Annotated in this window: 28 protein-coding genes and 2 pseudogenes; 17 read left to right on the top strand and 13 right to left on the bottom strand. The window is 49.4% G+C overall.

From position 1 onward, the window contains the following. Positions 1 to 38: 38 nt before the first annotated feature. The 9 genes and pseudogenes from pncB to ACH0VJ_RS04700 all read right to left on the bottom strand — a co-directional run. Positions 39 to 1241 (bottom strand): nicotinate phosphoribosyltransferase, encoded by a 1203-nt coding sequence (gene pncB, locus ACH0VJ_RS04740; protein WP_000191406.1) that lies wholly within the window; start codon positions 1239 to 1241, stop codon positions 39 to 41. 194 nt (positions 1242 to 1435) lie between these two features. Continuing rightward, the gene (locus tag ACH0VJ_RS04735; RefSeq protein ID WP_001262307.1) at positions 1436 to 2728 is read right to left on the bottom strand and encodes a site-specific integrase; all 1293 of its coding nucleotides are present in this window, start codon (positions 2726 to 2728) and stop codon (positions 1436 to 1438) included. Between the two features lie 44 nt (positions 2729 to 2772). Continuing rightward, positions 2773 to 3021 (bottom strand): excisionase family protein, encoded by a 249-nt coding sequence (locus tag ACH0VJ_RS04730; RefSeq protein WP_000065276.1) that lies wholly within the window; start codon positions 3019 to 3021, stop codon positions 2773 to 2775. Positions 3022 to 3061: 40 nt separating this feature from the next. Further along, positions 3062 to 3301, bottom strand: coding sequence for a DUF4060 family protein (locus ACH0VJ_RS04725; protein WP_001237031.1), 240 nt, complete (start codon positions 3299 to 3301; stop codon positions 3062 to 3064). 42 nt (positions 3302 to 3343) lie between these two features. Next, entirely contained in the window at positions 3344 to 4501 is a 1158-nt protein-coding gene (locus ACH0VJ_RS04720; RefSeq protein ID WP_077907589.1) for a RecT family recombinase, read from the bottom strand. Then, the gene (locus tag ACH0VJ_RS04715; protein WP_000014350.1) at positions 4464 to 7664 is read right to left on the bottom strand and encodes a RecE family exodeoxyribonuclease; all 3201 of its coding nucleotides are present in this window, start codon (positions 7662 to 7664) and stop codon (positions 4464 to 4466) included. The genes ACH0VJ_RS04720 and ACH0VJ_RS04715 overlap by 38 nt, the downstream gene beginning before the upstream one ends. 126 nt (positions 7665 to 7790) lie before the next feature. Next, positions 7791 to 8141 carry a hypothetical protein gene (locus tag ACH0VJ_RS04710; protein ID WP_022742800.1) on the bottom strand — a complete coding sequence of 117 codons (351 nt, stop codon included), beginning with the start codon at positions 8139 to 8141 and terminating at the stop codon, positions 7791 to 7793. 21 nt (positions 8142 to 8162) lie between these two features. Next, positions 8163 to 8333, bottom strand: coding sequence for a YdaE family protein (locus ACH0VJ_RS04705; RefSeq protein WP_000551858.1), 171 nt, complete (start codon positions 8331 to 8333; stop codon positions 8163 to 8165). Next, positions 8326 to 8481, bottom strand: a pseudogene (locus ACH0VJ_RS04700) (hypothetical protein); the annotation flags it as partial. The gene ACH0VJ_RS04705 and the pseudogene ACH0VJ_RS04700, both read right to left, overlap by 8 nt. A 248-nt stretch (positions 8482 to 8729) precedes the next feature. Here ACH0VJ_RS04700 and ACH0VJ_RS04695 point away from each other — a divergent pair. After that, positions 8730 to 8936 carry a hypothetical protein gene (locus ACH0VJ_RS04695; protein ID WP_000373339.1) on the top strand — a complete coding sequence of 69 codons (207 nt, stop codon included), beginning with the start codon at positions 8730 to 8732 and terminating at the stop codon, positions 8934 to 8936. 39 nt (positions 8937 to 8975) lie between these two features. Here ACH0VJ_RS04695 and ACH0VJ_RS04690 read toward each other — a convergent pair whose 3' ends face one another. The 3 genes from ACH0VJ_RS04690 to ACH0VJ_RS04680 form a co-directional block, all read right to left on the bottom strand. Next, positions 8976 to 9782: a DUF3037 domain-containing protein gene (locus tag ACH0VJ_RS04690; protein ID WP_000846936.1), complete on the bottom strand. Its 807-nt coding sequence runs from the start codon at positions 9780 to 9782 to the stop codon at positions 8976 to 8978. Then, positions 9779 to 10627, bottom strand: coding sequence for a hypothetical protein (locus ACH0VJ_RS04685; protein WP_000097141.1), 849 nt, complete (start codon positions 10625 to 10627; stop codon positions 9779 to 9781). The genes ACH0VJ_RS04690 and ACH0VJ_RS04685 overlap by 4 nt, the downstream gene beginning before the upstream one ends. A 171-nt stretch (positions 10628 to 10798) precedes the next feature. Continuing rightward, positions 10799 to 11194: a helix-turn-helix domain-containing protein gene (locus tag ACH0VJ_RS04680; protein WP_001230958.1), complete on the bottom strand. Its 396-nt coding sequence runs from the start codon at positions 11192 to 11194 to the stop codon at positions 10799 to 10801. A gap of 104 nt (positions 11195 to 11298) precedes the next feature. On the opposite strand from ACH0VJ_RS04680, the gene ACH0VJ_RS04675 reads away from it, so the two are divergent. From ACH0VJ_RS04675 to ACH0VJ_RS04600, 16 genes and pseudogenes are all read left to right on the top strand, one after another. Next, on the top strand, positions 11299 to 11535 hold the full coding sequence (locus ACH0VJ_RS04675) for a YdaS family helix-turn-helix protein (RefSeq protein ID WP_000992433.1): 237 nt from the start codon (positions 11299 to 11301) through the stop codon (positions 11533 to 11535). Beyond that, positions 11501 to 11875 (top strand): CII family transcriptional regulator, encoded by a 375-nt coding sequence (locus tag ACH0VJ_RS04670; protein ID WP_072208512.1) that lies wholly within the window; start codon positions 11501 to 11503, stop codon positions 11873 to 11875. Before ACH0VJ_RS04675 ends, ACH0VJ_RS04670 begins: the two co-directional genes overlap by 35 nt. Before the next feature lie 192 nt (positions 11876 to 12067). Continuing rightward, a complete protein-coding gene (locus ACH0VJ_RS04665) occupies positions 12068 to 12985 on the top strand; it encodes a replication protein (protein ID WP_000431315.1) in 918 nt (305 codons plus the stop codon). Then, positions 12982 to 13677, top strand: coding sequence for a replication protein P (locus ACH0VJ_RS04660; RefSeq protein WP_001537422.1), 696 nt, complete (start codon positions 12982 to 12984; stop codon positions 13675 to 13677). Before ACH0VJ_RS04665 ends, ACH0VJ_RS04660 begins: the two co-directional genes overlap by 4 nt. Before the next feature lie 13 nt (positions 13678 to 13690). Next, positions 13691 to 13925: pseudogene (locus tag ACH0VJ_RS04655) on the top strand (hypothetical protein); the annotation flags it as partial. A gap of 225 nt (positions 13926 to 14150) precedes the next feature. Further along, positions 14151 to 14459: a DUF551 domain-containing protein gene (locus ACH0VJ_RS04650; protein ID WP_000227529.1), complete on the top strand. Its 309-nt coding sequence runs from the start codon at positions 14151 to 14153 to the stop codon at positions 14457 to 14459. Positions 14460 to 15037: 578 nt separating this feature from the next. After that, positions 15038 to 15271 (top strand): DinI family protein, encoded by a 234-nt coding sequence (locus ACH0VJ_RS04645; protein WP_001217669.1) that lies wholly within the window; start codon positions 15038 to 15040, stop codon positions 15269 to 15271. Between the two features lie 116 nt (positions 15272 to 15387). Beyond that, positions 15388 to 15636, top strand: coding sequence for a hypothetical protein (locus ACH0VJ_RS04640; protein WP_014343878.1), 249 nt, complete (start codon positions 15388 to 15390; stop codon positions 15634 to 15636). Between the two features lie 34 nt (positions 15637 to 15670). After that, positions 15671 to 16273, top strand: a complete 603-nt coding sequence (locus ACH0VJ_RS04635; RefSeq protein ID WP_000929790.1) for a DUF1367 family protein — start codon at positions 15671 to 15673, stop codon at positions 16271 to 16273. Next, positions 16273 to 16479: a hypothetical protein gene (locus tag ACH0VJ_RS04630; RefSeq protein WP_001241016.1), complete on the top strand. Its 207-nt coding sequence runs from the start codon at positions 16273 to 16275 to the stop codon at positions 16477 to 16479. The genes ACH0VJ_RS04635 and ACH0VJ_RS04630 overlap by 1 nt, the downstream gene beginning before the upstream one ends. 2 nt (positions 16480 to 16481) lie before the next feature. Further along, the gene (locus ACH0VJ_RS04625) at positions 16482 to 17093 is read left to right on the top strand and encodes a recombination protein NinG (RefSeq protein WP_001096499.1); all 612 of its coding nucleotides are present in this window, start codon (positions 16482 to 16484) and stop codon (positions 17091 to 17093) included. Continuing rightward, positions 17090 to 17230, top strand: coding sequence for a YlcG family protein (locus tag ACH0VJ_RS04620; protein ID WP_000801757.1), 141 nt, complete (start codon positions 17090 to 17092; stop codon positions 17228 to 17230). Before ACH0VJ_RS04625 ends, ACH0VJ_RS04620 begins: the two co-directional genes overlap by 4 nt. Beyond that, the gene (locus ACH0VJ_RS04615) at positions 17227 to 17916 is read left to right on the top strand and encodes a bacteriophage antitermination protein Q (protein WP_000993184.1); all 690 of its coding nucleotides are present in this window, start codon (positions 17227 to 17229) and stop codon (positions 17914 to 17916) included. Before ACH0VJ_RS04620 ends, ACH0VJ_RS04615 begins: the two co-directional genes overlap by 4 nt. A 200-nt stretch (positions 17917 to 18116) precedes the next feature. Next, on the top strand, positions 18117 to 18458 hold the full coding sequence (locus ACH0VJ_RS04610; protein ID WP_162264800.1) for a phage holin, lambda family: 342 nt from the start codon (positions 18117 to 18119) through the stop codon (positions 18456 to 18458). 2 nt (positions 18459 to 18460) lie between these two features. Next, complete coding sequence (locus ACH0VJ_RS04605) at positions 18461 to 19087, top strand: glycoside hydrolase family 19 protein (RefSeq protein ID WP_001005894.1); 627 nt, start codon at positions 18461 to 18463, stop codon at positions 19085 to 19087. Next, positions 19084 to 19569, top strand: a complete 486-nt coding sequence (locus ACH0VJ_RS04600; protein WP_001537406.1) for a lysis protein — start codon at positions 19084 to 19086, stop codon at positions 19567 to 19569. The genes ACH0VJ_RS04605 and ACH0VJ_RS04600 overlap by 4 nt, the downstream gene beginning before the upstream one ends. A gap of 235 nt (positions 19570 to 19804) precedes the next feature. Here ACH0VJ_RS04600 and pliG read toward each other — a convergent pair whose 3' ends face one another. Next, complete coding sequence (gene pliG, locus ACH0VJ_RS04595) at positions 19805 to 20206, bottom strand: g-type lysoyme inhibitor PliG (protein ID WP_000669693.1); 402 nt, start codon at positions 20204 to 20206, stop codon at positions 19805 to 19807. Positions 20207 to 20368 lie beyond the last annotated feature (162 nt).

The following is a 20368-nucleotide window of genomic DNA, read 5'->3' as shown; positions in this document are numbered from 1 at the left end:
CAAAGCGCCCACTTTCCGGGCGCTTCGCACAGGCATGGTTAACTTGCTTTACGCACCTGCGGGAGATCGAACGCTTTACGCAGCGCGCGCACAAACGCTTTATCATGACAGATCGTTTTACCGGGGCTGTCGGAAAGTTTAGCCACCGGCTTTCCGTTACATTCCACGAGTTTAATCACGATATTGAGCGGTTTTACCTGAGGGATATCGCAGGTCAGGCGGGTACCGATGCCGAAGCTTAACTGCACGCGAGAGGCGAAATGGCGATAGAGCTCGACCGCCTTTTGCAGATCAAGGTTATCTGAAAAGACCAGCGTTTTTGTCAGCGGATCAATCCCCAGCTTTTCATAATGGGCAATCGCCTTTTCGCCCCATGCGACAGGGTCTCCTGAGTCGTGGCGTAACCCCTGATAACGGCTGGCGAATTCAATGCCGAAATCGCGTAAAAACGCATCCATTGTAATGCAATCTGTCAAGGCGATACCAAGCTGGTCCGGATATTCGTTAAGCCAGGCGGCCAACGCGGCACGCTGGCTAGTCGCCAGGTCCGGACTGATTTGTTGATGCGCCTGGAACCATTCGTGCGCCTGAGTGCCCATCGGCGTCAGCGCCAGGCGACGCGCGAGATCATAGTTGCTGGTGCCGACGAACCATGACTCCTGCTGGAGACGTTTAACTATCGCCTGCTGCACTTCACGAGAGAAACGGCGGCGGGTGCCGAAGTCCATCAGGTGGAAGCGGGACATATCGAGATTGGCGGTTAACGCAGTGAAATCAACCAGCTTACTTTCCAGCGCGTCGAGCGCCTGATCAACACCCGCGTTTGGCGAGCGGTAGTGATGAACCAGCTCACTGATCACGGCCAGCAGCGGCACTTCCCACATAATGACTTCACGCCACGGGCCGGTTAAGCGAATATTCAGCTTGCCGTTATCGTTGGTGACACAGACTTGAGCCGGGTTATAGCGAAACTCGCGTAACCAGTTCAGATAATCCGGTTTAAAAAAGGGCAGGCCGGAGAGCCACTGGAACTCGTCCTCCTGGAGGCGCAGGTGCTGCATCGCGTCCACCTGCTCGCGAATAGCATCGGCATAAATACCCAGCAGGTCGTCGCCACGGCAACGAAACTCAGCCGCTACCTGCACATCATAGTAGTGGTGAAAAACGGCTTGCTGCATATGCAACTTATAAGCATCTGTATCCAGCAACGAGTGCAGAACAGGAGAAGCGAATTGTGTCATAGGTGCGCTGTTGCGTCCTCTCACGGGAGCGTTTAGTACAATAAACAACTAAGAAAACCGCTGGAGTATACCTTGTTTAGCGATTTATTGAACCCCGATCACACCATAAGCTGTCTTTAGGGTCGAGCGCATTTCGTGCCCCATGTTATAAAAATGTAGCGATGCGACTGCTAACCCCTTGAATTTAAGGATTTCTACTGCGCTGCTACCATGCTTTGGGGCAGTGATGGGGCATAGCGGGAAAGTGCCTGGTTGAGCAGAGAAACCTGTTCTGCGCTCTTCTCTGACATCCACTTTCCATACACCTTGTAAACCATCTGTGCATCGGTATGCCCCATCTGCGTTGCTATAAAGTTTGGGTTAGCACCAGCTGATAATGACCAGCATGCATAGGTATGTCGTGACTGATACGCGTTACGGTAACGAATGCCGGCACGCTTGATTATCGGGGCCCAAATTTTATTAATGGAATTAACCGCGTAGTGATATCCTGTGCGAGGTCCACGTTTGACGCATTGAGGGCTGAATACGAACGTGCAGGGCTGAATGACAGATTGTCCATATTCCCGCAACTTCACTTCAACCTCAAACTGCCGGCCAAGGCGTGTCAACTGGGCCTGATTCCTCAGGGCATCAATAGCTGGTTGAATGAGATATATCACCCTGTCAGTACCTGCGTCGGTTTTTGGCAGGGTGAACTCATCCGTCTGGGTAAGGTTGCGCTTCACAATGATCGTCCCGGCATGCAGATCGATATCTTCCCAGGCCAGACCGCACAACTCCCCATGCCTCATTCCGGTATAGACTGCCAGTGACCAGAGATTTCTCATCTGCTGGTGTCCGCATGCCTGGATAAACCTGATGAACTCGTCTGTCGTGAGTGGATCTGGTTCCCCTTTCGCTTTCTTGAGACGGTTAATTCCGCTAAACGGGTTTTCCTTTGCATAGCCGTTATCTGTTCCAAACTGGAAGATCTCGGCCATCAGCATCATGTAATTATTCACTGTGGACGATTTCCGGCCTTTAACCTGAGTCCGGTGATCCTTCTTCATTACCTGAAAGCCCGTCAGCAACTCCTTCCTGACATACAGCAAATCCTCAGTAGTCACCGCAGAAACCATTTTGTTTTCGCCGATGAGTGGAAGCATGTTTTTTATGATAGATTCGTACCTACTCATGGTATTAGAGCTGATCTCCATTCTCTTCAGCTCGGACCATCTTTCGGTAAGCTCCAGCACAGTAATTTCCTTTCTATCCTGACCGAACCGGGCAAGGTTCGGTGAGTTTGGGAATTTTTCCACATAGTTAAAATTCCCCATCCTTATCGCAAAACAAACCGAAGAACGCAGTTCGCCAGCTATCTTGCGATTTTTTGCAGTGTCAGGGATACCAAGGTTTTCCCTGACACGTTTACCTTTATACAGAAACCAGATGCGGAGCGAACCGCCGTGGTTTTCGACGCCTGTCGGGTATGATGCATTAGCCATTAATCCCTCCTGACGTCCAGGAGCATTGACGAGTGTACTGCTTTTCATGTTGTCTTCGCACCTGGTTGATTTTTTTTCTGCGCCTCGATCCACTGATCAACGGCTTCTCTGTTGTATATGCATTCGCTCGAAGGCTTCGGATTTCCGTCTGGTGAAATGTGCAGGTACTCGCGGCCCAGCATCCAGGATTCTTTTCTGGCGCGGGTAATGGTTCCGGGCTTAAGCCCGGTAACCGCAATCAGAACTTTTTCGCTAACCCACTTGTTTGGCGTCAGTTGGATAATGTTGCTCATCGTTTTCTCCAGTGGCCCCGCAGCGGGCCATCGCTAATATTCAGTTTGCCTGTGCTGGCAGATTTCTAAGTTTCCGGACGCCGATCATTGCGGTGGCTACGTAGCTGGTGGCCCGGTTAACTACTTCAACAGGCACCTTTACGCCATCCACTACAACGGTGTAATTGGTAACGTGCTTTTGTCTGCCGTAATCGCCGAACTTCTCATGATGCGCAGCCAGTGCAACATCACATGCGCGACGGCCCAATGGCGATTGCTTACTGCGATTTATAAGGCGCATAAAGCCTCCTCAGGCGGGAGGGCGTAACCCCTCCCGATGCAATTAGCCGATGTATTCCGGTTTCATATCGTCCAGGGTGATGCGGTACTTATCGTGCAGTTCGTCGCCAAGATGACGTTTAGCAGCGCCAAGCGTACTTTCAGCTTTAGCAAACATCTCTGCGGCTTCCGGTTCGCCAGGGTTTGGAATTGAGTTGATCACTGCCTCGACTTTGTTCTGTGCATCGACCTGGTAATAGCGCTTCACTGCTTTGTTTTTTAATTCGGTGAACAGCGCAGTACCCAGCAACGCTTTCTGTGATTCGATATCCGCACGGATTGCTTTTGCCTGATCAACGGAACTTGCTGTATCAATGCGTTCGCGAAGATCGTCGGCAACAGCATCAACGTTAGCTGCCGACTCCTGCGCGCTGGTCCTGGTGCTAACCTCGCTGGTGATTTCCTGTACGCTCATGCGCTGGACTGGAGCAGGGTTAATCTCGCGTTCTTCTCGTTGCTCAACCTCATCAGGGCTGTACACGCCGAGGATCACTTCCGGGCAGTACAGGCGAGCCCAATATTTAACGCCCAGATAGGCAATTTGCTGTTTAGGGTTTGAAACCCATAGCGGAGAATTGCGGGTAACAACGCCGGAGAGGTAAAGAGGTTCTCCCCAGGTGATTTCAGATTCACCTCGCAGAATGGCACCAACCTGAACGAACAGGCCGATCTCGTCCTCATCTGTCCAGCCACGAACGCGCTCAGTGACGGTGTACTTCCCATTTTTACCGTTTTTATCGCGTGTGATTTCCTGTGTCCTGGTGCAGCGCTCCCAGTCACCCCCATAGCGGTAATGAAAACGGCCATGAATGGCACTGGAGCTTGCGATTACTGCGTTGACCAGTTGTGCCTCGTAACCAAGAACACCGTTAACCAGGTGTGTTTTCTGCGCCACAGCGTAAGGGTTCATGCCCCATTGCATAGCCTGCATGACGATTGCCATACAGTCGGCTGGTTTCCCTGCAAGGTGTGCCGGTACCGTCACCTGTGAGTCTGCCATCAGGTTAGCGAAAGCTGTTAACTGACCCAGTGCCTGAACGTTAAAAATTGCGTTACTGGCAGAAATGGTGTTTGGTGCCTGCTGCTCAGTGGTAACAATATTTGTGTTTTCCATGATTTTCCCCTTATGCCTGTACGCGCAACGCTTCAAGGCGGCGCACATCAAAATCGTTCAGTTCGTCGGTGTAGTCTTCTGTGATAGGCGCTGACCATTCACCAGTGTCGAAGCCGTTTGCTATCTCTCGCATTGTTTTGCGGTATTCCAGCATGCCAAGTTCCAGCAACTCGGTAGACGCCTCAATGATGGCGACCCAGTGGTAGTTCTCGTCTTTGTTGACGAAAATCCAGAAAAACTGGTCCAGCGCCGCAGTTTCGCAGTACATGGCCGCGCTCAGGTGATAGTCCCGATCGATGATTTCCCGGTGCAACTTCGCACGCAGGCCTTCCTGCTTGATGTTCCACATGCTAATAGTTTTCAGGTCGGCGCCAATGCGCAGGCCGCCCATATCGAGCTCAAGGTCAGGGCGTACCCGAACTTCCAACCCGGTTTCCTCATCAATCCCAAAATAGCTAACCTCGACAGCGCGGCTTGGGTGAGTCAGCAATTTGCCGGCGGTCGGGTGCTCCAGCAGGGCTTTCTGAATGTTCAGCGCGGTGCTGAGCTGTTGGCGGGTGACCAGCACTTTCCCTTCGGTGTTCTCCCGCCACGCATCCAGCAATTCGTCGGCGAATACCGCTGCCGGGTTGACTGATTTCACGGCCTGAATCAGATCGGCCTTCGTGCCAGAGACTTTCAACGGCGACGATTTTTGCGCTTCCTGAGCGACCAGGTCAGGGTTGATTATTGCCAGTTGCTCCAGCAGCGCGTCACGGCTGCCGCTGGTTTTAACCGGCGCGGGCAGGGTGGCGTTGTACTCTTTGATGCAGGCTTTCATCGCCGTGGCTGTATGTTTGGTGCCGTTTTCAATGCGCTGGAATTCTTCGGGAAGCTGCTCATACGATGCATAGGTTTCATCTACCGAAGCTCCAAGCGGCATCTGCGACGGCAGGGTGGCGTTGTACTCTTCCAGCAGCGCTTTGATATCGTCAGCACTCAGCAGCGCTGGCAGGCTGGCGTTGTGCGCGTCGATGAACTCGCGCAGGGTGGCGGTGGTGGTGAAAGCACCCTCAGGGATCTCCGGCTCTACGCTGAACTCTGCTTCGAGGTTTTCCGGCTGTAGAGCCAGAACATGTACCAGGTTGCCCATATCAAGCACTGGAGAGCGCTCTTTGACGATAGTCTTCTCTACGTGACGCGCGTTAAAGTACATCAGCGACACGCGAGCATCTTTCACCTGAGTTGAGCTGATCCCGTTGGCGGCGTGGTAAACCTCGTTTGGTACACCTTCATAGCGGCCCGGCTCGAAGTATTCCGGCCAGGCTGCTTCTGGCTCTTCTTGTTGCGATTCCGGTACGTTTTGTTGCGCCTCAGGTTCAGATTGGCTCACAGAATCGTTGTTCTGGTGCGTCTCAGCCTGATTCTGGTTCTCTACGGTAACTGCTTCTTTACCAGTACCCAGATCGCCTTCGCCTGCCTGCACCGCATCACCAGCCTGTTTTTCATCACTGTCAGCTTCTTGAACCTGCACATTGCTGGTGATCTCCGGATTCGTTTCTGTGCCATGAGTTGATGAGTTCTGCATTAAAGCGGACACGTCGAAAATACCGTTGCCAACATTTTTAACCAGTTCAGGTTCGGTGGTCGGCTGGCTTGTCCCGGTCTTCACCCATTTTGGGTCGTTCGGGTCGCTGATGCCCTCGACGTATTCACCGCGTGCGGCTGCCAGTTGTTTACCAACATCAACCGGGCTTTTGGGTGGAATGTTTTTACGTGCTTCGTACAGTTCTGCCCGTATTTTCTGGTAGCCTGCTTCTGTCTGGCTTACAGGTGGCTCATTCTCCAGCGGCTGCGGGTCCGGATGATGTTCAGTTGTGTCCTGTTCCACTGCTTCAGGCGTTGCTGGTTCATCTGCCAGTTCGCCTGCCGGTTGTGGTTTTTCTTCATCACACTGAAATCTCCCCGCCTCAATATCCCGCAGACATTTACCCGCCTGACGAAGCCTTGCCGCATTTTCTTCATGGGTTGTTGGGGTGTTATCAGGCGCATATTCGTACCAGTCCGGATCGCGAACACCATGAACGGCAAGAAAGCTTTCGCACCACGTCCGGCGAAGATCAGGATTACCGTTATGTACGGCCTTTGGCGCTTTGCGTACCAGGTCAATAATGGTCTGTCGGTCGTAGCCTTTGATGTCGGGGATAATGCCCACTGTCATCGACATTCGCTTCCAGTCTTCCCGGTCTTCGGCGATGATACGTTTTGCAAAATCCATTGCAGGACGCAGGTTATTCAGATCCAGCTCCTCACAGAAACCACAGGCGAGCTCATAGTTAATCGTTCTGTGTGTCGGTTTTTCGCTACGGCGTGGACGCTCTGGCTTATTTACGTCGTCGACAATTACTTTATGTGGCCCGGTTTTTTTAACGGGTGCAGGTTTATTCTTCAGGCGTTCAGCCCATTCCTTAACCAGCAGGCCGCGGTTAATGTGTTCAGCACTGAACCATTCCTTAAAAAACTTAATAGTGGTGCATAACTCAGGCACTTTTCCATCGACAGGAAATACCTGTTTATACGCATTCACTGCTTTGTGAATATCGTGCTCGATAGCTTTTTTGAACGGCTCTACATTTTCTGCGGCGAGTATCAGGTTCTGGACATATGAATTATCGGTGTCCATTTCGAGACGTAGAATTTCTTTTTTCTGGGAGGCGTCGACGTGATAAAGATACTCACCTTCACCTATGTGCTGAGCAAGAACGCGGTGACGGAGGGGCATAGTTGCGACAACAGTCAGCTCGGGGGCTGGGGCTTTTGCCGGGGAAGGGCTGTTGCTTTCGTTACCAAAATTTTCGTTGTGGTCTTCCAGCACTTCGCCTGTTTCGGTATCAACACCGTCGACGATATGCTGGCGCGCCGCGGCGGCGGCTTCAGATGATGGCAGGGTGACGCTGGGGATTTGCGTCCAGGTCATATTGTCTTTAGCGAGTTGATAGTAATCGCAGAAAGTGAGGCTCAGTTCGCCTTCCGGCGGCAGCTCGTTAACGACAGGGAAATTAGTAGCGACAGCTTTGAAATAATCTTTCAGCTTCGCACCGGATTTAATCAGAAGATAATCCAGTGTTGCATTTGCCGCTTCAAAATCATCACTGCACCAGAGTACAGCGTCTTTCTGGCCTGATGATTTCTTTGCTTTGCGGACTAAAAATACAGGATTAATTCCACTCATTGTTTTGTCCTCAATTCGTGTAGAATGGAGGTGCCTTAACAGCACCCCGATATATCTGGTTGTTAGGTCCGGTTCGCTTTGGTCGGTTGGACCGGACAGGGCACGCCCGCTTCGGTGGGCGTTTTCTTAATGGATGGTCTGATAAAATTTTTCTGAGTAATCAAGCTTGTAACTTCGGTAATTACCAAACCCTGCTTGTTCTCCATCACTTACCTTGACTGTGAGCAGCGAAATGGCTTCTACAGCACAATGAGGACAGTCGAACTTTCCGAGTACATATCCACCGTCGAGAATCACAGTAGTTTCGCCAGTTGAATTTGAGTGAATAACGCCTGAGACTCTCTTTTCGCAATTGAATAAAGCAATGCTCTTATTAACTGCTTTCAGGTTCATTTCGATTTTTACGATTTCCATAATTTCTCCAGTCTTAAATTCAGGGTGTATGAAGCCACGCCAAATTAATGGCGAATTTTTCATTTCATATTTCGGATCTACTATTTAACTTCCGTGCGCCATCTGGTCGTATGAGGCACAACGTACAGAGCAGTAATCGCGCTCTTCATGTGTCAGCTGCGCGCCGCGAATCAGCGTCAGCTCGTTTTTTACTTCTTTGCCTTGCTCAATCGTCTTTCCACACAGGTGGTAAGCGCATGTCTTTTGGTTATGCATCCGGATCTCCTTTCTGCGCCAGCAGGTAGCAGAGGCGGCGGATTAAAACCTCAATCCGGTTGAGCGGGACGGCCTGCTGTCGAGCTGGTTTACGTGCGAAATCAATCATTCTCACCCTCGTTTGCCTTATCGCCGGCCAGCGGAACGTTTATCACCTTCTGCGCGTTAACTTTTCCACCTCATTCCGGTCTTCGTATGCCCCGGACGGCTACTTCGTGGGCGTCCTGCCTCGGTGGTTCGTTGTTGCTATGGATTAATTAAACACAATGTTTATTATTGTGTCAACATAATGAGTGTTTTTATATAAACAAATTGTTTATTTGTTGAGAAGGGGTGTGTGGGTAGTATGTATTTTAAGACTTCACATGGTCATAAAATCATCAAAGAGGGTTGATTATGGATCGTGACGAGCTGGAAGAAGACCGTGCGGCATTCATTGCGGGTGAGATTGGCGGCGCTGTGGTCGAATTGATAATCGACGGCGTAGTGATTAACCGTGATGCGATCGTTGAACGTCTGGAGGAGAAGCGGAGGAGAGTCGGGAACGTTATTCACAAAGGTGTATTGCGGGATGCGGCTGTGATGGTGAGGAAAGGGCAGTAAATACCCGGCGCGGTGGCCGGGTTGGATTCATAAACTAAATTACTGAAGCATTGACGCAGCGTTTAACATCTTCTCATAATAAAAATTCATATCTTCTTTACTGTACGCGTTTATAAGGTTATCTGCATGTTTTTCAAGAAGATTTATTTGCTGTTTTGCTGTTTTTTCTTGTGCTGTAGTTTCCGCTGCATAAATAACAAATGAGTCAATATTATATTTGTAAATTTCACATGCTTTTGAAATTGTTAAAGCACTCACAGCAGCCTCACCCATTTGTTTTTTAAAATTTTCTGAACGGAAATCTAAAGTTTCAGTCAGATGGTATTTGCCGTTCTTAAGCAAGAAATCTGCAACTAAACCTTCGTCATCGCTTATAGGATAGTTAGCAACAATCTTGTGCTGATAAAGGTCTTCAGAGTATTTGCTGAAGATTCCGTGCTGCATGAAGGTTGACTTTATTTCAAAGAAAACTTTTCTTTTCAGTTGCTTGTGAGATTGTTTCTGTGGATTTACTAACCTATTCATCAAATCAGTAATTTTTGTTTCGTAATTATCATTGCTTTGAATGGTAAACATACCAAAAGAAGATAGTGATAACGATCCCTTAAAAAGGCAGGGAAGAAGTTCAACGTCATTTATTTTGTGTGACAAATCAAAAAGTGAGTTTGAAAGATCTTCCAAGTAATTTTGTGAAAGACCTTTATCAATTGCTTTAAGCTTTGAAACTGAATTAAGCATGCGTACGTCTATGTCGGAGTCGTGGTAAACGATCAAGCCAACGTTAATCGTTTCACCTTTCTCAAGATTAGGCGTAACTCTGATTAAGCTGTATTTGAAGGTTTTCAAGAGGTTATCTCCAGTCTTATAGCGTTTATTCGCTCAATTCTTTCCTCACTATCCCACCACTTCAGAAAATATTCTTTATGCATTGGTGGCATCCATGCGACAGGCATAGACTCTAGTATATCAGAGATTGTAGCAACTCCAATTTTCTCAATCTTGTCAAGTATTGACAATGCGCACATTCTTAATTCTGGTGTATCGCCGACAAATTGCTTAGCTATAGACCAGTTTGTTGATGTGCTTGAGTCCGTAGGAAGTGTGTGCGGGGTGCTACGTGGCCAACCGATAACAAAAGAACTCAAGCTAAAATCGAACGTTTTTACTATGATATGACCGCGCGTATTCTCCATGTAAAGATAATTATTGAGATGGCGATCAATGTTGTACACGAATTGGTCAAATGCATAAATTGCCCATAGCTGTTTTTTCAATGACTCAGAGGCGTTTGCCAGCAAATTGATCCATTGCGGGCCGTTAAGTCCTGACTTCCATGCAGAAAACTCAATGCGAGAGCCAAATACATACTCGCCATCAGCAATACACTTAAGAACCTTACAAACAGGAGTTGCAATACCACACCTTTCAGCCAAATTTGTGCAAAACCACTCTGCAGCAGGTACTTGAGTTGGGTTTTGTACAGGAAAAGGAGGTGCAGTTTTCATACTTTTAACCGCATACTCCATCTCATCAGTGGCAATGGCAAAACCAGAAAGATGCACAGTACCCAAGTTCGATGGGGTATATTCATTGAACTCTAATTCAAATAAACTTCCTTGTTCCGGGTCCGGTTCGCTATTGTTTGGATCTTGTTCTTCTGTCATCTGCTTTTTACCCCACAAAGAAGACATGTAAACCTCATGAAATTAAATTATCTCTATAATATTCTTAGCTTTTTTCTATTCCGGTCTCTCATGGCGAGCATAGCCAAGTTTTCTCCCCATGCTTCATGTTCGTAAGCGGGGCAGTTCTAGTTTGTTAGGCTTCGAAATGTGTGGTTGAGCAGAGCCTAACTAGGGTAGTTACTCCGTATCCCCTTTAATCCGCCGCCCCATATACTTCGCGTACAGTTCGTCGAGCTCCTTCAGGCGCAGGGATACGATTCGCAACATGTTCTGTTGTTCTTCTTCATTTGGTAGTTGGTTGTAGAGTTCCAACAGTCTCCGTTCGTCGTGCCTCAAACCATCTTTGGCATCCACGTCTTGTCCTAAAACCCATTCCAGGCTAACGCCAAGCGCATCGGCAAGTTTTATTGCAGAGCTTTTACCTATTGCTCCCCTGACAAACCAGTTGTTGACCGATTGAGCGCTCACACCGCAGATCCTCGCTATATCCGCTTTGGATATGCGCTTCTTCTCAATGATCTCATTTAACCGCCGAACCTGCGGATTGTCAGTTTGGTGTGTGTTTTTTCTCATATATCGAAATTCTAAACTAAAAGTTTATCTCCTCAACATTCATAATGTTGACTTTATATTAAACATAATGTTTAATTTGGTTTGTAACTTCTAAGGAGTGGTTTATGAACGCATTAGAAAAAGCCATACAAGTTGCCGGCAATTCTTCAAAGCTGGCAGAAAAGCTCGGTGTTTCGTCAATGACAATTAGTCACTGGAAAAAACGTTACGGTGGTGTTGTACCTAAAGGCCGAGTTTTCCCTATTTTTCATGTAACTGGCATCACCCCACACGAACTTCGCCCTGACATGTATCCAAACCCAACAGATGGATTACCAAACCAAGAGGCATCAGCCAAATAACCATAGAGGATATTTACCCATGGAGAACGCAATTGCACGAAAGTTAGACCCACCAGAAATCAACCCGATTGAGATAGAGAGTGTCCTGCTCAACCGGCTTGCATCAGTAGGGCAGAAATCATACGCCGAGCATATGGGCATCAGCGAGTCGACAGTCAGCAGACGTAAAGCTGAGGGATATTTCTGCAACATGGCGAAAGAGCTGGCTTTTCTTGGGATTCAGGCCGCGCCACCTGAGGCGGTACTGGTATCCAGAAACTATCTCACAGCCGTAGAGATTCTCGCTGATGCAGGGTTAAGGGCTGAACGAGCCAGGCCGGATGCGCTGGGGTGGGACTGAAAATGGCAGCAACTAAAAAGGCGAAAGCCGCGGTGAGGGGTCACCAACGGCTTTCTGGTGCAATTCGTTGCGTACTCATTGCGAGGTCATTATGACAAACGCTATTCAAAAACGCCAGGCACAGGAGGTTTAACTGTGTCTAACGTCGCTTACGCTAATTTTGCGGCACATGCTGCCGCAAGGAGCAACAGGATGGAGAACCAGAAGACCGGATTCATCCCGTTGTACCGGAGTGTACTGAAGAAGCCCTGGGCGAAAGATGTATTCCTGCGCACTCTGTGGGAGAACCTTCTGCTGGGCGCGGCCAGAGATCCGTATACAGCATTCTTCAAGGGCAGGCAATGGCGCCTGCAACCCGGTCAACTGGTCGTCACAGCAGCAGATCTCGGGCTTCAGTTGTGTGATCGTCATGGCAATCCGACAAGTCGCGATGCAGTGGAAAGGATGCTGTCTGTTTTTGTCCGCGAAGGAATGATCTCCATCGAGGGAGAGAAACGAAAAGGCAGGGTGATCACAATCACAAATTACAGTGAATATGCTCAAAAAATGAACCATTCGCCCGCACATAAAGCCGCACATACAAGCGCACATGATGAAGCCAGTAACGGCGCGGGTTTGTCGGTAGGTGCCGCACATGAAGGCGCACATATAAGCGCACATCATGAACAATATATATTAAATACTAACGTATTTAATGTACGTCAGAGAATTTCAAAAGTTGTTCCCGACGCGGCTGTCCAGACTCCGAGAGGTGACAAGTGGGGGACTTCTGACGATCTCCGCTGCGCTGAGTGGATGCTGGCACTGCGCAATATCACTAAACCATCCCTGAAAAAACCGAACATGGCTGGCTGGGCTAATGATATACGCCTGATGCGTGAGCTGGACGGGCGCACCCACAAAGAGATTTGTGAGCTGTTCAGGTGGGCCTGCAAAGACTCGTTCTGGTACAAGAATATTCTCTCCCCCGCAAAGCTCCGCGCCAAGTGGGACACGCTAACCCTTCATCGCGAAGACACAACTCGCAAGCCACGCGCAGATTTCAGCGCAAGAAAATCCGAAACTGGCCCGCACTGGAACAGTGCTGAAGCATGGGAGAAATTTATATGACCCCGGATCTTTATCGTGCAATTCAGAATCGCGATGGCGAAATGCTGGCGCGCATGGCTGGCGATTCTTACGAGGGCCGTAAGGTTGTTAACGCAGATGCTGAAAAGCTGGTGGATATGCTTTTTGAAAACCTCATGCAGGTATTTCCGGCATCCACTCAGACGAACCTCCGTACTGGCGATGATATTCGCGTTGCAAAGCAGCAATGGATCGCCGCCTTCGCAGAGTCAGGCATCACATCCCGTGAACAACTTTCCGCCGGTATGCAAAAAGCCCGCTCCAGCCAGTCTCCGTTCTGGCCTTCGCCAGGTCAGTTTATTTCGTGGTGCCGTGAGGAGAGTGGAGCACTCGGGGTCAGTGTTGATGACATCATGAGCGAATACTGGCGTTGGCGGAAGCTTGTTTTCCGTTATCCGACCAGTGAGCAGTTCCCATGGAGAGATAAAAATCCGCTGTATTACCACGTCTGCCTGGAGCTGCGCCGCCGTGGAACTGAGGGGCAATTAAGTGAAAAGGAACTTATCCGGGCCGCTGGTGACATCCTGCATGACTGGGAAAAGCGAGTTCTTTCAGGTAAACCCATACCGCCTGTTCGTCGCGCTTTATCCGCGCCGTCGCGGGATCGCGGTCCAACGCCAGCCGAGATGTTAATGGCGAAATACAAACAACGTAAAGACGCCGGTCTGATTTAACAGGAGCAACCAAATGAAAGAGCGCGGAATGATTTTTAACGGCGAAATGGTGCGGGCAATTATTGACGGCAGGAAGACGCAGACGCGGCGTCCTATCAAATGGAAACAGACGCGGTTTACTGAAGTGGCCGAGCGTGATGATGGCTCGCTGTGGCCATGGGCGGAGGATTGCGAACGCGGCGGTGATATCTGGTTTACGTGTCCATTTGGTGAGGTCGGCGATCGCATCTGGGGGCGCGAAACATTCTCCTGCATTGGTAACGAAGACGGACATCCAGTGGACGCTAACAGCAATCTTTGCAGCAGAGAGGATGCACAGCGCATTTACCGGGCTAGCGCAATTCAAAACCCCGGTAATTATGGTCTGTGGACTTCTCCAGACGGCTTCGATTTTGAGGGGTCGTGGACACCATCAATCCATATGCCGCGCCGCCATGCTTCAGGCTGGAAACCATACCGAGCAACACCTCGAAATGGTAGACCATTCTGGCGATGCCAACGAAAAGGGCAGTGATGGTACCTTCATTGATGAGGGTACCAAACAGGCTGGCAACTCTCCGGTAACTCCGGATAGTTGGATAAGCTGTAGTGAGCGGATGCCAGAAGACGGGCAAGAAGTAATTGTTCATAACAAGTTGGGATATCGTTATGTTTCATATTTTGATGAGCATTCTGGACTATTTTTTGACATGCGAGGCGGCAATCAGATGAACTGTATTGAGCACATCTTTGTTACGCACTGGATGCCACTGCCCGCAGCACCACAGCAGGAGGTGAAGTGATGTATAATCCCTCCAATAATATAAGGAGTAGTTTATGTACTTCAGTTTGAAAACCTTTGTAATTATTACTGCATGTTTATTATCCGGATGCGCTGCCGTTCAGTACAACGATGGCGACAAAGTAAGCATCCAGTCTGATGGGTGGTACGGCCTTGATAGTCTTCACGACACCGCCGTTAAAGCTTGTCAGCAATATGGAAAGTCAAAAGCCGTGTACATCCATAGCGCTAACATGAATCCCAACCTACCAAAAGGAAGCGGGGTTCAAAATACAATATGGAAATGCGAGCCTTAATTATATCAAACACTATATCTGAAAGTAACAAATGGTGTAATTGAAGCACCAGTTAAAGAAGGGGGCTGGATGTCGCGATTTTGGGAATCCGGCACCGTTACATATTAATCTATCTATCAACCCTCTTAAAGAAGCCGTCGCAGCGCGCTGCGGCGGGTTTTTCCGCCTAAAATCTGATATGAAACAACATTCTAGCTTTTGCAAAAAGTGCTATTCACCTCTTGAATATTCTTTCTAACAGGTATACTGTGTTTATATACAGTAGTTAAGTGTAGAGGGAATTATGAGAATTGAACTTGTTATCAGCCGGACAAAACAGCTTCCGGAAGGTGCCGTTCCTGCACTTGAAAAAGAATTAATTACCCGTCTCCAGAATCAGTATGAAAACTGCAACTTAACCATCCGTCGAGGCAGTCAGGATGGTCTGAGTATCGTCGGTGCTGCTGATGGCGATAAAAAACGTATACAGAGCATTCTGCAGGAAACGTGGGAAAGCGCTGACGACTGGTTTTATTAACATTGCGCTTAATGCTGGCGCGCATTTTTCAGAATACCGCAATTTGCGTATCCCTTTGATGCTGCTGCCGACAATTTTTAACCGCGTCTGTATATCGCCTGAAGGGAGAACAAAAATTGAGTAATTCAGCTTTGCAAAAGTCAGAAGATAGCTGGTATGACATTGTAAGAAGATCTGATGGCTGCGTGGTGTTTAGCTTTCCATCATCAGGCAGGCATCTTATTTATCGTGTAAATGGCATGGTATCTATGCGTCCTTTGCTGGATGATGAAGAAGTTTTTACTCCCAACGGTTTTATGCATTTTATTCGCCGTCTCGGCTACCGGGTAACACCACCTTCTGATAATATGAAATCAACGGCCTGAACAACCGTTAACCTTCTGCGCCACGGAGAACACCATGGCGCACGAATTACAACTCATCAAGCAGTCATCTGGAATTCTGATCCCCGCAACGCCGGAGACCAGTGATATTCTGCAATCAAAAATCAAACTCGGCGCCGTGCTGGTGGCTGAGTTCCGTCAGGTGAGGAATCCTGCATTCCATCGCCGCTTTTTCGCGTTGCTTAATCTTGGGTTTGAATACTGGGAACCCACCGGCGGCGCCATTTCTGCCAATGAGCGCAAACTGGTAAACGGTTATGCAAAGTTTCTCGCTGCATATGGCGGGAATGAAAGCGCATTACTGGATGCGGCTGAACAGTATCTGGAACAGATTGCAAACCGCCGGGTAACAAACGGGATTAGCCTGTGTAAATCATTCGATGCCTACCGCGCATGGGTGACGGTTGAGGCTGGTCACTATGACGCCATCCAGCTACCGGACGGCACCCTCCGCAAACATCCCCGCAGCATCGCTTTTTCCAGCATGGATGAGGTCGAATTTCAGCAGTTGTATAAATCCGCGCTTGATGTGCTCTGGCGGTGGATTTTATCACGTACATTCCGTACTCAGCGCGAGGCCGAGAACGCCGCCGCCCAGCTCATGAGCTTTGCGGGGTGATGGCGATGAAATACTCCTGGTTCCATCATCACGACTGCACAACCGAGCAGGCAGACACTCTGATATCGGATTATCAGAAGCGGGGCATAAGGACAGAAAAGAGCCTGAACCCTGACTTCATTACCTGGACTGTCAGCGCGAAATTACCTGAATATGCACACCGGGTGCGGACGCCAAAATCCTTACGCCAAAAGGTCTGGGGGTGAACATGGCTAAATTACCGCACCGTAAGTGCGCAAACAAAGAATGCCGCCAGTGGTTTCACCCGATACGCGAGGGGCAGATCGTTTGCTCGTACCAGTGCGCCAGCGCCGTCGGCAAAGAACAAACCAGAAAAGCTCGCGAAGCCGCGCAACGTAAGGCGCAATCCCTTCAGCGCGCCGCTGAGAAAAAAGAACGCGCCGCCTGGCGCCAGCGGAAAGCCGCGGTTAAGCCGCTGAAACACTGGATTGACTTGACGCAGCGCGCCGTAAATGACATTTGCCGCGAAACCGAACTGGCAGAAGGACTCGGTTGCATCTCCTGTGGAACGAAGACGGCATTCGCATGGCATGCAGGCCATTACAGGAGTACGGCCGCCGCCGGGCATCTGCGCTTTACTCGCTTCAACATCCATCTTCAGTGTGATGTCTGCAACGTCTACAAATCAGGGAACATCGAAGCATATCGTGCCGCGCTGGTTGAGCGTTACGGTGAGGCGGCGGTGCTGGCACTCGAGAACAATAACACCCCGCACCGCTGGACGGTCGAGGAGCTGAAGGAAATCAGGCTCGCGGCTCTGGCGGATCTGCGTGCGCTAAAAAAGCTGGAGGCCGCATGAAACCAGAACTGATCGAGATACTCCGCATGCGCTGGCAGCGCCTCCGTATTTACCGCCGTCCGGGGTCGGTGTTGGTTGACTACCGCATCCTGCGCAATTTTGTTCGTATTTATCAGTTCACAGGATTTACTCAATGAACGCTCTATACCTCCAGTATGTACGTGAACAGCTAATGGTAGCGACAGCCGATTTAAGCGGGGAGACTAAAGGGCAGCTTTTGGCCTGGCTGGAGAACGCGCAATTCGACACGAAAAACTATCCCCGAAAAAAACAGCGTATCTGGGACGAGGAAACAGAAAGCTGGATAACGTTAAATAACCCGCCAATCCCCGGCAAGCAGTCGCTGGCGAAAGGAAGCGCTATCCCGCTGGTGAAGCCTGTGGAATATTCCACTGCCTCATGGCGCCGGGCGGTTCTTTCACTCGATGAACACTACAAGGCGTGGTTGTTGTGGAATTACAGTGAGAATACCTGCTGGGAACACCAGATCGAGATAACACAGTGGGCCTGGGAGCAATTCAGCCAGCAACTGGAGGGTAAGCGGGTAGCTAAAAAGACTATTGACCGCCTGCGCCAGCTTATCTGGCTTGCAGCGCAGGATGTTAAAGCTGATCTGGCTGGTAAAGATACATACGAATTCCAAGCACTGGCAGAACTTGCAGGCGTGGCTAAATCAACCTGGACGGAGATATACCTACCACACTGGCTTGTAATGCGTAGCTGTTTTATTAAGCTCGACAGTAGTGCATTGATTGCGGTAACACGATCACGTTCACAACAAAAGGCGACTAATTATGTACAAAGTCTTGCAAAACCGAACTGAAAAGCATATATTTTATGTAAATCTGATATCGTCGCCATAGCTTCAATCGTCGACCAAATAAATTCAAGCCCCGCCATCGTGCGGGGCTTTTCTGTTTGTGCCGTCCGGAATAATCCCTCTGAGTTTTGTCGTTAATCCACCTGGCGGCCTTCCTACTTCACACTGCGCCATCCGAGCTATCGGAGGTGAGGCTTATGAAAATGCACAACGATCCCCATTCCTGGCAGGGCTGGCTGGAGCTGTTCCAGAGCTGGTGGCGAGGAGATACGCCGCTGGGCGCTGTTCTGATGTCGTTATTTATGGCCGGTCTGCGCATTGCCTATTTTGGCGGTAACGGTGGCTGGAAGAAAAAAACACTCGAAATTCTGCTATGTGGTGCCCTGACGTTGACCTTCTCATCTGCGCTGGAATATTTCGGCTGGCCCAAGTCCCTGTCTGTTGCGATTGGTGGCGGCGTCGGCCTTATCGGCGTGGATGCGATCCGCGGCTTTGCAATGAAGTTTATCAGTGGTCGTATCGGTGGGGATAATAACAAGGTTTAATCATGAACGAGTCTCAATTTCAGCAGGCGGCTGGTATCAGCGCCGAACTGGCCGCGCGCTGGTATCCACATATTACGGCGGCAATGAGCGAATTCGGTATTACTGCTCCACTGGATCAGGCCATGTTCATTGCTCAGGCGGGACATGAAAGCGCTGGTTTTACAAGGCTGGTGGAGAGCTTCAACTACAGTATCGCCGGGCTGACCGGATTCATCCGCGCCGGGAGAATCACTCCAGATCAGGCCAGTACTCTTGGGCGAAAAGCCTGTGAGAAGGCGCTTCCGCTCGAGCGACAGCGTGCAATAGCTAATCTGGTATACAGCAAGCGAATGGGTAACAACGGGCCTGGCGACGGCTGGAACTACCGCGGGCGTGGACTTATCCAGATCACAGGTCTGAACAACTACCGTGATTGCGGTAACGGGATCAAAACTGAGCTCGTTGCCCATCCGGATCTACTGGCACAGGATACGTATGCTGCCCGTAGTGCAGCGTGGTTCTTCGCGACTAAAGGGTGTCTGAAATATTCCGGCGACATGGTACGCGTTACACAGATAATCAACGGAGGGCAGAACGGCATCGGAGATCGGCGAGAGCGCTTTGAAAAAGCAAAATCGGTGCTGGTATGAATCTGTTACCTGTATTACTTAAAAAATACTGGTTGCAACTCTCAGTGACTTTGCTGATTGCTGCACTTGCATGGGCAACAGAGCATTACCGCAATAACGCTATCACTTACAAGTACCAGCGTGATACTGCTACTCACAACCTGAAGCTGGCGAACGAGACAATTACCGATATGACGAAGCGCCAGCGTGACGTTGCCGCCCTCGATGCAAAATACACAAAGGAACTAGCTGATGCACAAAACAGGAATACTGATTTGCAGCGCCGCCTTGCTGCTGGTAGCCGGGTGCGTGTCGAAGGACGCTGTACAGTGCCAACCACAACCACAACCAAAACCGCCAGTACCCGCCGCGTGGGCAATGCTGCCACCGTCGAACTCTCTCCAGTTGCTGGACAAAACGTTCTCGATATCCGCGCCGGAATCATCAGCGATCAGGAAAAACTGAAGTATTTGCAGGAGTACATCCGGACGCAGTGCAAATAAAAAATTCCCGCAGGAGGGAAAAGGAGCTTACCTGCGGGGGAGTTTCAGAAATGCATAAACATGACAATGTCTCTAGGTCTGCGTACTACCACATCGCGTTTTTATCGTACTGATATAAGCCAGTTTTCGTACACCTCAAAAACGTAACCAGACGCTAAAAACTGGTACACCTCATGAAATAACCCAGTGGCTGAAAAGTTTGGTGTTGGAACGAATCCCCTGACCAGGCTGGCATTTATTTTATCTGAATATTGACGCTGTATTTTTTCGCTTTGTTTTTACGGGCTTCATTACGTGTCTGAAGTACTCTCAGTTCGTATTTTCCGGACGCCGGTAGCGTGTACTGGCCATTGCCATCCAGTTCAGATGAATATCTGGACAGGTCAACGGAATCGCTAATTCCTGGCCCGAACAGGTAGGTATCTGCGCCTTCATTCGAAATACTTACATGTACTTTCTGCCCCTTTCTGGCCTGGAAGTTATATGTATCGTAATCGTATCCCTTTATTACGCCGGAATAGCGGGCGCTATTTTGTCCTTTATCGAATTCGACATTCACGTTTTTACCAGTTGCAAAGCCAGCTGAGGTTAGCAGTGCAAAAAGAAAAACAGTTTTAGCGATACTCTTGAATTTCATATGTAAGACCCTCAGTCAGCGTTAAAATGATTAATTGTTATATTGTAACAATAACTGTTCGGTTTTTTCCAGGGTCCTTTCCGGGAATTCTGCCTGTTACGGGGCGGCAGCGTCGCAGGATTTCACTCCTTATGAAAATTTTCAGGGAAAAGCCAGATCCGT

The sequence above is a fragment of the Salmonella sp. 2020_1459 genome (genome assembly GCF_043847915.1).
GTDB classification, from domain to species: domain Bacteria; phylum Pseudomonadota; class Gammaproteobacteria; order Enterobacterales; family Enterobacteriaceae; genus Salmonella; species Salmonella enterica.
Note: the sequence above shows the minus strand (reverse complement) of the source record. Positions and strands in the feature narration are given on the sequence as shown.